The 12,594-nt window shown below is 68.4% G+C and carries 10 protein-coding genes and 1 pseudogene; 7 read left to right on the top strand and 4 right to left on the bottom strand.

The genetic code is table 11. From position 1 onward, the window contains the following. Nucleotides 1-82: 82 nt before the first annotated feature. Nucleotides 83-937, top strand: coding sequence for a DUF3592 domain-containing protein (locus IF55_RS25605; RefSeq protein WP_157854412.1), 855 nt, complete (start codon nucleotides 83-85; stop codon nucleotides 935-937). 105 nt (nucleotides 938-1,042) lie between these two features. On the opposite strand, the gene IF55_RS25600 is transcribed toward IF55_RS25605, so the two are convergent. Beyond that, entirely contained in the window at nucleotides 1,043-2,239 is a 1,197-nt protein-coding gene (locus tag IF55_RS25600) for a glycoside hydrolase family 113 protein (protein WP_048832432.1), read from the bottom strand. A gap of 270 nt (nucleotides 2,240-2,509) precedes the next feature. Between IF55_RS25600 and IF55_RS25595 the strand changes: the two genes are divergently transcribed. Together IF55_RS25595 and IF55_RS25590 are read left to right on the top strand one after the other, a co-directional pair. Next, on the top strand, nucleotides 2,510-3,121 hold the full coding sequence (locus IF55_RS25595; RefSeq protein WP_030885164.1) for a TetR/AcrR family transcriptional regulator: 612 nt from the start codon (nucleotides 2,510-2,512) through the stop codon (nucleotides 3,119-3,121). A 268-nt stretch (nucleotides 3,122-3,389) separates the two neighbouring features. Beyond that, nucleotides 3,390-3,608: an ADP-ribosylglycohydrolase family protein gene (locus IF55_RS25590; protein ID WP_030885161.1), complete on the top strand. Its 219-nt coding sequence runs from the start codon at nucleotides 3,390-3,392 to the stop codon at nucleotides 3,606-3,608. Between the two features lie 624 nt (nucleotides 3,609-4,232). Here the strand turns inward: IF55_RS25590 and IF55_RS25585 are convergent. Beyond that, entirely contained in the window at nucleotides 4,233-4,571 is a 339-nt protein-coding gene (locus tag IF55_RS25585) for a hypothetical protein (RefSeq protein ID WP_030885157.1), read from the bottom strand. Nucleotides 4,572-4,972: 401 nt separating this feature from the next. Here IF55_RS25585 and IF55_RS25580 point away from each other — a divergent pair, with 401 nt between their 5' ends. The 3 genes from IF55_RS25580 to IF55_RS25570 all read left to right on the top strand — a co-directional run bounded on the left by IF55_RS25580 (nucleotide 4,973) and on the right by IF55_RS25570 (nucleotide 7,036). Continuing rightward, nucleotides 4,973-5,428 carry a DUF6228 family protein gene (locus tag IF55_RS25580; RefSeq protein WP_030885156.1) on the top strand — a complete coding sequence of 152 codons (456 nt, stop codon included), beginning with the start codon at nucleotides 4,973-4,975 and terminating at the stop codon, nucleotides 5,426-5,428. Further along, on the top strand, nucleotides 5,425-5,631 hold the full coding sequence (locus tag IF55_RS25575; protein WP_030885153.1) for a hypothetical protein: 207 nt from the start codon (nucleotides 5,425-5,427) through the stop codon (nucleotides 5,629-5,631). Before IF55_RS25580 ends, IF55_RS25575 begins: the two co-directional genes overlap by 4 nt. Nucleotides 5,632-5,893: 262 nt before the next feature. After that, nucleotides 5,894-7,036, top strand: coding sequence for a hypothetical protein (locus IF55_RS25570; RefSeq protein WP_030885149.1), 1,143 nt, complete (start codon nucleotides 5,894-5,896; stop codon nucleotides 7,034-7,036). A gap of 2,762 nt (nucleotides 7,037-9,798) precedes the next feature. On the opposite strand, the gene IF55_RS25565 is transcribed toward IF55_RS25570, so the two are convergent. Together IF55_RS25565 and IF55_RS25560 are read right to left on the bottom strand one after the other, a co-directional pair. Then, on the bottom strand, nucleotides 9,799-10,203 hold the full coding sequence (locus IF55_RS25565) for a hypothetical protein (RefSeq protein ID WP_030885146.1): 405 nt from the start codon (nucleotides 10,201-10,203) through the stop codon (nucleotides 9,799-9,801). Between the two features lie 458 nt (nucleotides 10,204-10,661). After that, entirely contained in the window at nucleotides 10,662-11,840 is a 1,179-nt protein-coding gene (locus IF55_RS25560; protein ID WP_030885144.1) for an MFS transporter, read from the bottom strand. Between the two features lie 59 nt (nucleotides 11,841-11,899). On the opposite strand from IF55_RS25560, the pseudogene IF55_RS40770 reads away from it, so the two are divergent. After that, nucleotides 11,900-12,594, top strand: a pseudogene (locus IF55_RS40770) (hypothetical protein); the annotation flags it as partial.

Genomic DNA, 12,594 nt, shown 5'->3' with positions numbered 1-12,594 from the left:
CAGGCTCTGGCCAGGAGGTGCGCGGCAGCACTGCGCGGGCTGACGCCGCCGTTACCTCCCCCTACGTCTAGGCTCCGCTGTCGTGAACGAATCAAGCACTGAGTCTGCGGCAGGGGTAATCCTGGCCAAGGGCCGTACGCGGGCGTGGGTGGAGCGGGACGCGCTGCACTGGAAGCGGGGGCGGACGACGGTCATCGTGCCTGGTCAACAGATCCGCTCCGTCGAAGCCGCAGGACAGTCGCTGACCGTGCGCCTCTTCGAAGGCGCGCGGACGGGCACGGTCATGACCATCCGGAATCGCCGTCCGGAGGCGGTTGCCGCCCTCGGCGCGGAGATCGAAGCGATCCTGCGCGACGGGGGACCGTCGGGAAACCGTAGCCCGGTACGTACGCACTCGGCGCGAGTCTGGCCCCTGCGGGCGACGGCTGGCCTGTACGCCCGGGTGCTGCACGGCAGCCCTTGGTGGCGGCGGGCCTTCTGGTACGTAGTCCTCGGATTTCCCCTGGCTGTGTGGCTGCCGGTGGAGCCCTGGGGCCTGGGGATCTTCGCCTGGGCACTGCTGCCGCTGAGCGTAGCCCTGCTGCGCCTCTGGGTCAGCATGGCCGAGCTGGACACACGGTGGGTGATGTGGCGGCGGGGCATAACCGTGCGCGCGAGGTTCGAGACCAACCCGCACAGCACCAGCGAAACCGCCGGCTACATAGTCCACTTCCGTACCCTCGACGACCGCGAGATCACGGCGAAGTCGCCAGTGCGAGGCCACCGGGACGAGATCCGATACGACCCGCAGAACCCCTCACACGTGCTGGCCCCGACCCGCATAGCTTGGCTGGGATACGCTCTGGCCGCGTTCATGATAATGGGACTTTGGGGCGCCCTTTGCGGAATACCGGCGGTTCTCTGGTCGCTCCGAGCGCTGGCGCTTCCGTTCCGGTGAATTACAGGTAGCCCGACTCGCGGGGCGGTTGGGGACTCCGTTGTCCATTACTGCGTCAGCGCCAACATATGCCCCCGTTCCGGTCCCCGGGCCCGGGCAGGTGCGTCATGAGAGTGATCCGGGTCGCGGTGCCTCGATTGTTCGGTGGGAGCCGGCACGTGCGAAATGGCGGGCGAGGGTGTGGAATGCCTGCTTGGGTTCCCAGTGCCAGGGGGAATCCGGGGCGCCAGGGGTGTCCTGGATCGTCTTGACGATGCTGTAGCTGACCATGTCGAGGTCGTGGTGGGGGTCGTTCGGCCAGTGCGGCGCGTCCGGGGTGATGAATTCGAACGCGTACGCCGAGTACAGGCCCGTCGCCTCGAAGGCGTTGTAGACGGTGGAGAGATAGTCGGCCTGAGTCTGCTCACTGCGAACCAGAGGCTCGTTGATCCTCGGAGGCTTTTTGGAGTAATCGACCATGTGCCAGCCCATGCCGCCCTTGGCCGGCGCGCCCTTGTAGGTACAGGTGCCGAATTCCGCGATCGTTACTGGCTTGCCGTGACGCAGATAGCGGCGCAGTTCCCGGACGTAGTCCTGGCGGCGGGGGTGGTAGGAGTAGTAGTCGATGCCGAGGATGTCGAAGAGGCTCCAGTCGACGTCTTCATCCTGGGCGGCGGCATAGCTCAGCGGCCCGCGGAAAACCGACCGGCCGGTCTTCGCGGCCCGTGCGGTGAAGCGCGCCAGTTCCTTTTGCATGTGTTGCGCGTCGTAGTTTCCGCTGGAGAGGTTGTTGACCCGCTCCACAGCGTCGTCACCCGGCACAATGCCCGGTACGAAGAGAAAGAACTCGCAGCCGACGCTGAGTTCCACCCGCGCGCCGTCTCGGCGCAGTTGCTCGGCGTACCGGCCGGTCTCCGCGAGGTGGTCGAGGATTTCCTGTGGCGGACGGTCTCCCAAGGTGGGCTCGATGCGCAGATGCAGTCCGTGTCGCGCCGCCGCTTCGGCCGTGGTGGTCAGCCGGTCGACGCCGTCACCGGTGACCTTGATCGAGTTGGCGTGCAGCCGCTCTTTGATCGCACGGACGTCCTCGCGCATGCGATCGGCGTTGTACGCGGTCGCCGGGGTCTCCCCGGCACCGACCGTGTAGCACACGCCCCGGTAGCACAAGGAGTGACCGTCAGCTCCCGCCGCTGCGACGGATGCGGGCTCAGCCGCTGCGGCTGGGTTGGCTCTCATGGTCGCCTCCGCGACCCCAAGAGCCGCCGCTGCGGCCAGGAACTGCTTGCGGCTGATCCCCGCGTCGGGGGTCCGGCTGCCATGCATCGCGCCTCCCGTGCGATCCGGTGTATCGCTGCCCTACGACATTAACAGAGTAAGCACTCTGGTTATCTGGATGCACCCCCATAGAAGGGAACTGAAGGGCCTCGGCTCACTGAGTAGTTGACGCTGGCGAGTCAACCAATGCACGGCTCGCTACGGAAACCCGCCCCACCTCCTCCGGCGAGAACCGAAAGCGGAGCCGCGTCTTCACCTTCTGCGGGCGGATAGGTCGTTGCTAGAGGAGACACTCTGCTAATAAGGTAGCGTTCACGTATGCGCACCGTTAATCCCGAGCAGCACGCCCGTAAGCGGGCGGAGATCCTGGCAGCGGCGGCACAGGAGTTCGCCGTGAACGGGGTTGATGGCACCTCGACGGCGAGCATCTGCCGCAAGGCCCGGATCGGGTCGGGGACCTTGTTTCACTACTTTCCGACCAAACGGGCGATCTTCCATGCGCTGTTCGCCGACGACCTGGCCGGCAACGCCGCCGCCTGCGAGGCGGCGCTGGCAGCCGAACGGGCGGAGGACGGACTCGTCGAGTTGGTGGATCATCTCGTCGGCGACCTGGCGGACCCACTGGTTCCCGGCTTGACGGCGGCGGCATTGCTGCAGGCCCAACGGGACGCGAAGTTCGCCGCGCTGCTCGCCGCCGACGAACAGCGGACACTGACGACGCTCACTGTGCTGCTGCAGCGGATGGCCCGCGAGGGTGCCGCCCTCGCCTTCGGGCCGCCCCGCGTGGCCCGGTGGATCGTGACGATGATCGACGCCGTCTTCCTGGCGGCCGTGGAGGACGACTTCGCCCCGGCTTGCCACGCCCAGGAGCTGCACCGAATCCTCGCCTGGCTGACCGGGAGCGCCCGCGGCACGGAGCCGCCCGCGTAACGGGCGGACCGACACCACCGGTGGGAGAGCCCGACGAGCGGGCACCTGCGGCAGGCAGCAGCCGGGGCCAGCGCGCGCACCGGACCGACAGGCTTCCCGCATGGTGTCTGCGGCGGCAACGTCCTCACCCAGCACGTGAGACCGGCTCCATAACTGTCCCTGATCCCAATGCAGTTCACAGGCCCGGGGCCGGTCACGAACGCTTCCCGAGAACCTTCCTGAGACAGCCCACCGAACCGTCCTGAACGCCGACACGTGACGTGTCCGGGTGCATCAGCCCCAGGACCTCTCAGCCGGCGCACTCGACCTCGGCGGTGCCACGGACACCGTCGCCGCGGTGACCGGAGGCCTCGCGGGGGCGTACTACGGGCTGGACGCGATCCCCACCCGCTGGACCGAGCCGCTCCATGTTCCCCTCCCCGGCTTCGACGGACGGGTGCTACGCCTGGCCGATCTGCTCCACCTTGCCCACCTCCTCACAGCCTGAACTGGCACTTGCTCCGGGGGAGCGGCGACATCTCTTACGCCCACGTCGACTGACGCCGGCACCCGCGCCCAAGTACGGGCGACCCGACGATGAGGGAACGGCTCCGTCGCGCCCGTACGACTCGCCATGTCCCTGCATTTCCAGAAACTGTGCGAACGGCATCAGCTTTCTGACGTAGGCCATCACGCTTTTCTCGACCAGGGCCTACGAACCGTCAGCACTCAAGACGGTGAGCTATCCCTCTCGTACGCGGAGAGCTTCAGCATGCGGGCAAGGCCCTGAGGGCGAGAGCAACCGGGCAGAGCAGAAGTCGACCCGTGGAGAAGAGAACCGTGACCACGAAAGTCACACACGCTCTTGGTCCACCCGCCCACGCTGGCGGCTGAGAAGGCCCACTGCCCCTGCAACAGCTCGGACTCCGCGATAGCTCGGGTTCCGCGCCCGCTTCTGGACAAAAACGTGCGATTCTCCTGCCCCTCCTGAAGGGGCAGGAGAATCGGCCCTTGGCCCGCGTTCTCCGTGGGCGAGGCGGCGCGCGGCTTTCAGACGCTGATGCAGGCTGAGTCGCGCCTTCGAGCATCTCGCGTTTGTCCGCGAGACGCCCGCGCATTGCCGGGCGGGGTGTTAGCAGACCGCGGTCCGGTCGTACCGTCCACCATTGGTGTGGAAATACTTGCTCTGCTTGTTAGGGATGGTCTGGCAGGAGGTGTCCCGCCAGTTATGGACGACGACCTTCACGCGCATCTTCTTGCCGCAGCCGTTGTACACCCACCCCGCAATGCCGCCACCGGCGTTGTTGCGGACCCCGCTGCGGTCGATGCAAGCGGGCGCGGTGCCGCCGGCGGCCACGTGAGCCGAAGTCGACGGTTCCGGAGCGGCGTGCGCCGGGGCCGTCGCGCCCAGGACGCCGGTGAGTACCAGAGCGGCTGAGCCCGTTATGGCCATGTGTTTCGTCGTCAGCATGGTCGTTGCCCTTCGTTGTGGTGGGAAGCGGTGCGATCCGCCTCCTGACTGCACATCGAGGTTGCAGGTCGGCCGACGCCAGGTGCCAGGGGATGCGTCAACTTGAGTGATTCGTGGGACGACACACAGGCTGACCTGCGGGGACGCGAGGGCGGATGACGCCCGTGCGGGATGTGCCACCGCACCCCGGGCCCGGGAGTGGTGAAGCGTGCAGCGGTGAGCGTCCTATCCGGTCGTCCGCCCAGGTGATGTTCAGGCATCTGGTTGGTCGCTCAGATGACGTCTGACGTCGGTTCGATCGCGCGAGCCGGTCCCCGTCCATCCCCGTCCATCGACAACGAAACCAAGGCAGGGGTCGAGCGGAGTGACGCCGAGCGGGCTGCTGGCCTAGCGTTCCGCCCGTGACCACTCCAGACGTCGGTACTGCCGATGAGGCCAGCGTGACCATCCGCTGTCAGGACAACGGATCCGTCGGCGTGACGTTCTGCGACCGGTCCAGCTTCGACGCGGTCTCCGTGCGCTATGCCGTCGAGCTACGGGCCCCGGGCCTGACCGCTCGGGTCAACGAGATCGTCGCCTGGATCTGGGACAGCGATCTCAGCGTGTTCCTGCAGGGCCTGGCCGCCGATTACCGGGGATGGCCCGGCGAACGGAGCTGGCAGACCAGCAACCGAGACCTGACGGTGTCGGCGGTCTTCCGAACCGGCGGTTACGTCGGGCTGACCTGGGCCTTGCGGCCGTGGCCCCAGGCCGCCGGCGGCTGGGGCGCCTCGGTGACCACCTGGCTGGAGGCCGGCGAGCAGATGACTTCCTTGACGGCCGACCTCCGGGCCTTCCTCGCCGAGGGGCACCAGTGACATCGCGCATGCCCCTCGCCTCGGCGATCGCGGGATCTGGGTGGGCCGACCGCACCTTTGAAGGCCACCAGTCGAGGGCCGAGCCCACCGCGTCCTACATCACCAGTGAGCGCCAGAAACTCCGGACCACGGCGGCCCATCTCGCCGCGGACGAGACAGAGAACCGTGCTCAGTTCGAGGCCGAGCCGACCACCTACTGGTGAATCCGCTACCGCAATGGCGCGGTCACCGGGATCCGCGAGCCGGGACTGCGACACGGCAGCGGTCACGGCAGCAAGGAATCCAGGACCTGGGCCCGCCAGTTCGGCATCGACCAGCTAGGGCCGGCGACCGGATCGAAGTCGTGGATCACCGGACGGGCGAACACTCGGCCCGCACGACGACTGAAGCGATAATTCCGGTAGTTTCATGATCTGCTTACGCGGCGTCGCGCCGTTTCCGAGTGCTTTACGTTGAGGGGCACCCATGCACAAATACATTCCGACGCCGGCCCTACGCATGGTCGTAGCCCTGAGGGCGAAGGTACGAAAAGAGGCTTCTCACCTGGCCAGGGCCTTACGCGTAGAGCTTGACCTGGCACTGGCCATCCGCGCGACCGCCGGCCTGACGTACACGGCGGGCATCGCGGCTCTCATATGGGCGCTGGGAATCGACACCCAGCCGGTACCGCACACCGGCGTCCTCGTCTTGATGTGGATCGCGACCGGCTCCGCTGTCGTACGCGCGCTGCTGATGTGGATCCGGCGGTTCGTCGGCAGACATCGGACGCGACCTTCTGGTTCCGGCGTCAGTCTGCGAAAGACGCACAAGACGCGCAAGAAGCGCGTGGCTGTCTGGAATGAACTCATCGAGGCGCCCGATGAGTCGGAGGGATGGGCCAAGGCGCGGCGGCTGCTCGTCAACGTCGCCCTCCTCGCCGCCTCGCTGACGGCCGCCATGCTGCCCTCCCTGCCGAGCCAGGCCGGCCTGCCCGCCGCGCTACAGCGCGCAGGTGCCGAAGTCACGACAGCGACCATTGCCGAACGGCCGGAGATCGTAAGAAAGGAGTACGACGAAGACAACCATGACGTGGTTGTGAGCTACTACAGCAAACTGCGGGTTTCAGTGCCCGGAGGGGCTGAACGGCTCGTTGTCGGCCCGGTCAGCAGTGGCAAGCCTTTCAAGGTGGGCTCTCACATTCCGGTGCTGTGGTCCCCGAGCAATCCCGCCCTGGGTGGTTACACCGGCTCCCCAGCCGAGCTGAAACGACTAACGGAGAACAAGTGGGAAATCAATCTGACAGGTAGCGACGTCAGCGACGACATATTGGTGACAGCCGCCTGGATCTCTGGGCTGGTCATGCTGCCTTGGGTCTTCATGTTCGCATTCGGCATCGACGGCGACGTACTGTCCGAAATGGCCTGGTCCCCCCTCACCCAGACCATCCACGCCCTCGTCTTCCTCGGCGCGGCCTACGGCTCCACGCCCGCCCTCACCGGCCAACCGCCCAACGGACTGCAGTCCTTCTGGCAAGTTGCCGACTGGGTGCTTCTCGCAGGACTCATCTTCAGCCCTATCGGGCGGCTGCTGAAGGACAACTGGCGAAATGCGCCCATGGCTACGGATTGAGGAGCCTGCCCGGTCATTGGCAGCCGATGAGTACCCTTTCCCCAAGGACAGGTACACCCCAAGGCCGGCAGGGGCCGAAATTAGGCGGGCGCGCTTGATGAGTTCGGAACCCGGTCTGCGCTATTCGGGGGGGGCAAACCTTCTGTCCGGCAGGAAATAATCAAGTGGGTCACCGCGATCAGAAAGAAGGCCCTGCACGCCCCAGAGCTAACAGGGCCCAACAAATCCGAAGGCAGAACGAAGGAACCCGAACCCCTGCCGTCAGGCCAGGCTGAGTAGGTAAACGGCTCCCCTCGTTGTCTTGCAGCGGTCCGTCACCGCAGGGGTGCCGCGTCGCATAGCAGGATCTCCTCGTGGGCATTGCACCCGCGTGGTCGCCGCGCTCGACGAGGGCTACCCATCGCACACCGTTGATGGCGGCCCAGGCTTCGGCGTCGGGCTCGCCGCGAACCCAGACGCCGACAGGGCGTAACCGGCCTGTCCCTGCGAGAGAAGAGCATCAGAAGCCGGGGCTGCTGGTTGGCGCCGAGGCCGTGGGTACGGCGGTTCGCGGAGGCGCCGTGGCAGTGGCGGACGGGGTGTCGCCCCGGCCGTGCACCATGTGGGGACAGTGGCTTGCGGGGCGGGCGGCGGATGGCACCTGGGCGTCGGCTGGCTCCACGGCCACGGTGAATGCTGAGGGTGGGACCGAACTGAGGGACATGGCGATACGGCGATGCGGGAGCCCGTGATCAGGGAGTGGGGTCGACAGCGTTCGGGCAGGCGGGGGAGTGTGAGGTGCCCCAGCGGACGAGAACGGCTCCTTGCCGGCCGAGGGGGCTGGGTCGGCGGGGCTCGCCGAAGTCGCCGTTGAAACGGGTGCCGCCGCCGCTCGCGGTGCCGCGGCCGCCGTGCCCGCCCCACCCGCCGTCTCCACCGTGGCCGCCGGCACCGAACGTGCAGCCCTGGCTCATATGCGGGTGACCACCTGTCCCGCCGGTACCTGGGCTGCCGGACAGGCCCCCGAGCCCGCCGCTGCTCTGAGTCCTGTCTCCGCTCCCTCCCGCGCCGCCCGAGGCGCCGGGGCGGCCAAGGTTGCCGAAGGCGAACGCCACTTGCCGGTCCTTGCCGCACGGTCCGTACAGCCCTGGGCGGAACGACGGGGGCCGCGCGAAGCCGCCCTCTCCGCCCTCTCCGCCGTCCCGCGGAAAGCTGCTGGAGACCCCTCCGTCCCCAACCCTTCCGCCCGCCCCCGCGACACCCGAAGTGCCGCCCAGAACAACGATGTTGCTCCCTGTCGGCTCTTCCCGCATCGAGGTGAAGAAGGACGCCATCCGTCCATCGGTGCCGGAGCCGATGGTGCCTGAGGCCCCCTCAGCGCCGCGAAGGCCGGCCTCGTCGGTTGCGCCGGCGACCCCGCCCGCGCCGGGCCGCCCGCCGCGCCCACCCGGCGTGCTCGCCCCTGGCGTGATGTCGAAGCTCTCGCCGGGCGTGACGTTGACGCGGCAGCGTACGAAGTCTCCGGCCCCGCCCCCACTGCCACCGGCCCCGCCGCCTCCGCCACCGCCTCCGGCGCCCCCGCGCCCCCCGACGCGGGCGCTCTCACCGCCGCCGCCCCCGCCGCCGCCCCCACCTCCGCCGTCGCCTCCGGGCGCGCCGGCGCCCCAGAGAAAGACGTCCACCTGTCTCACGCCCGTAGGCACGGTGAATTGCCCGGGCGAGGTGAACAGCAGGCTTCCGCCGGGCGCCTTCGACGATGCCGCGGCCAGTACGGCGGCACCTTGTCCCGCCGGCAGTACCAACGCGCCGAAAGCCATCACGACCACGCTGGCTGCCGTGATGCTCATTCGTTTCCGCCATGCCATATGCGCAGACCTCCCCTTCGTCTTACCTTCACCGGACTCGCCCTCAGGCACTGTTCGGCGGCGGCGATTGATATATATATGCCGAGCCCTTCTCGCAGGTGGGAACGGCACATGGCCATTCGGCGGGATGGCTCTGTGGAGCGCCACACGTCTGTACGGACTGATGTGCCCGGTGACTGCCTGAGATATCCGGTATTCACTCAAAGGGGGACAGTCGCGGGTGTTCTGCTTGTTGATTCGGGCTTGGGTAGGGGAGCGGCCCGATCCTGTGTGGCCGATGGAGGTGTTCAGATGCGGGGCCTGCGGTCTTGCTGATGGCGAGAAGATTTTGGCGTTCCAGTGAAGTGGTGGTGCGTCTACGCCGGCTGCGCCAGGCCCCCACTGCCCGGCGTGAAGGCATCGTCGTCGCCGGTTCCTCGGCCTGATCGACAGCGTCCGGGGTCCACGTCCCGTAGGCCCGGCCGGGCACGGACGCGTCCGTCAGGTGAGGCGTCGGGCGTCGTGGGCCTCATTTTCTGGCGGGCACCGGGATGTTGGCTTCCGCGGTGGTCAGAGCCAGCGGCTGGTTCGCCGGCAGCGGAGACGAGCCGACCTCGGCAGGACGGCGAGCAGATACATTCGCGTTCGCACCTTTCCCGGTGCAGTGGAGGAGGCGCCGGACGCCGTCCCCTGAGGGAGGGGCGTCCGTCGCGTTGCCCCTACGAGCAGCACGGCCACCCGTTCACGTTCGTAGAGCCCTCCCACAAAGGCCCCTCCGGCAAAAGGCCCTCCGGCAAACGCCGTCCAGAAAGGACCGTCCAGTAGGGACCGCTCCGGCCTGGCCGCCCCGCCCCTGCCGTACTCTCCACGCCCAAGCCGTTGATCAGCACTGGCCGTTGATCAGCGCTGCTGGATGAGCCCGGCCGGATTGCGAGCTCTTTAGGCCAGTGGCTTGCGTTCGGGCCACCATCGCTGGACGGCCTCCACGGTTGTCGACGGGCTCACGTTGAAACAGAGCTTCGCGCCGGGTGCCAGTTCGCGGGTGGCATCGACCAGGACCTCGAAGAGTGGGGTCAGTACCGGGTCCAGCCGGATGCCGGCGCCGATCACCACGATGTCGTAGTCCTTCTGGGACAGCGCGGTGCGGTAGACCGCCTCGGCCGTGCGGCCGTAGTCGAGCAGGCAGACATCGATGGTGAAGCCGAGTTCCTCCAGCCGGGCCCGCTCCGCGGTCACGCCGGTCCGGACCACTTCGGAGTCGATCTCGGGGAACGCGGCCCGCGACGAGGGCGCGTCGTCCAGCAGCGTGAGATCAAGTCCGACGATGAGTATGGACGGTGGCATGTCCTGATACCTCCTGTTGCCTCTGTCTTCTGATATCCGGACCGAGAGTGGCATCGGGACGGCCACGCGGCAATTCGACACTTCTGGTTCTCCTACGCCAGGTGAGTTCTTCGGTGGCCCAACGCGAGACCGTGCATGACGTCGAGGCGATCTGCGATCTGCGATCTCGCCCTCGGCACTCGTGAGCGGCGCCGCCGGATCGGCCGGAGCGGCTGACGCACCTGGGGCCTGCTGCGAATGTAGATCTTGTTCGTCGGTGGTTCATGTCCTGTGGGCCGGGCCGTAGTGACCTGACGAACGGACAGTGGGCCCGGCTCCGGCTTGAGCCCTTGCTGCCCGCGACATCAAGCCCGGCCGGCCGCAGGCGTGGACGCGGCGGCAGATGACAGACGGCATACGGCATCCAGTGGCCCCGCCCTCCTGAACGCGCCTCGATCCGGCCGACGCGTCTCCGCCGCTCACGCGGTCGCAATGACCGGCGCACGCCCCCGCAGGCCTGGAGCGAGTGCCAGGGTTACGGTGACGGAGGCGGCTGCCATGACCGTCATCGCCGCCGCGGGTGTGGTGAGTTCGGCGATGGTGCCTGCGAGGAGGGCGCCGACGCCCTGGAGGGTGAGCGTGCCGGAGGAGTGCAGGCCGAGGGCCTGGCCGCTCAGTTCGTCGGGGGTCAGGCGCATGAGGCGTTCCTGGAGCAGGAGGCTCGCTGCGAAGCCGACGGAGGCCAGGGTGACGGCGGCCACCGCGACGAAGAGCCCCGGTTCGAGGAAGAACGGCAGGTAGGGGACGGCGAGTAGCAGCCGCAGCGGGGCGCCGAGGCGTTCGCGCCACCGCAGCGGGAGGAAACGCCCGGCGAGCGTGTCGCCGACGAGCATGCCGAGGGCGGCGCAGGCGAAGAGCAGCCCCGCGTGCTCGGGGGCGTAGGAGACGTACAGGGACTCGCATCCTGCGACGAGCCCGTTCGGTACCCATAGCGCGAGGTAGACGCAGCGGCGGGGCGCGGACGACCACAGGCGGGCGTTGACGCGCCAGGTGGCGGCGGCCGACGGGCGGCCGGTGGTACGGGGCGGTCGGTCGGTGAGGCCGAGGCGGGCGACGGTCGCGGCGGCCGCGTACAACAGCGCGCCGGTGAGCAGCGCACCACGCGGCGACAGCAGGACGACGAGGACGCCGCCGAGGGCGTAGCCGCAGATCTGCAGGGTGCCGACGGCCATGTTGAGGACTGAGCGGCCGAGTAGATAGCCGTCCTTGGTGAGGATTTCGTTGAGCAGGCCGAAGCGGACCCCGCCGCCCACGGAGGCGATCAGGCCTTGGGCCGCCAGGACCACGAAGACGGCCCACATCGGCAGCCCCGGGACGGCCTGGACACCGGTGGCCACCGTGAAGGCCAGGGCGAGGCCGGCCATGGCGGCGCGCGGAGGGAGCCGGTCGGCGGCCGACAGCAGCGTGACCGCGCCGACAACCTGGACGAGGGCGGGCCCGAACATGGCGAGGGCGGAGAGCAGCGGGGACCCGGTGGCGGAGTGGACAAGGGTGCCCAGGGCCAGCCCGCTCACCGTGGAAGCGGCCACCGACAGCGCGCTGGTGGCGAACAGCGGTGTGAACTCCGGGGTGCGGAACAGTTCTCGATAGGTGCGCATGACGGGGAGTGTCCGGGGGCCGCCGCGGCGGCGTTAACGTTTCGCACGGAGGCGAAACGATGGGGCTGTGGCTGCTTGATACGGACACCCTGGCGCGCAGCCGTTTCGTGATCTCCCCCTTGGCCGAGACGGTCGCCGCCCTGGTCGACCTGGAGGAGGCCGCGGCCTCCCACCCGGCGCAGCAGAAGTGGCTGACGGCGCACCTACCGGCCTACCGCGAACGGTTGGCCCGGGACCCGATCGTGGCGGCTGTGGTGCGGGCCGGATTCCGGCACAGTTGGACCGCCGACTTCCTCATCCCGGCCCCGGTGGGTGAGGGCATCCCACACATCGAGGAGGAACTGCACCGCGTCCGGACCACCCCTCCCGCGACCGCTCGCGCCGACCTGACGACCGCATTGGGCGGCGGTTCCGTCCCGGATGTGCTGCGTCGCCACGACGTCTCCGACCCGCTGCGTCGCCACCACGTCTCCGCCCCGCTGCGTCGCCACGACTTCCCCGCCCCGCTGCGTCGTGACGACCTCTCTAACCCGCTGCGCCGTGACGACATCCCCGAACGCTCGGCCGCCCTGCTGGAGTGGGTGTGGGCCCGGACGGTGCTTCCGGACTGGGAGCGTCGCCGTCGCGTCTTGGAGGCCGACATCGTCGCCCGTACCCAGCAGCGGCAGCTCTGCCCGCTGGGGGTGGGGCAGCGCGCGCTCGGCGTCGATTCCAGCCTCGCCGGATGGACGTACCGCACCCTGGCCCTGCGGGT

Source organism: Streptomyces varsoviensis (genome assembly GCF_000718635.1).
Lineage (GTDB): Bacteria > Actinomycetota > Actinomycetes > Streptomycetales > Streptomycetaceae > Streptomyces > Streptomyces varsoviensis.
The sequence above is the reverse complement of the archived record's forward strand: the minus strand, read 5'-3'. Positions and strand labels throughout refer to the sequence as shown.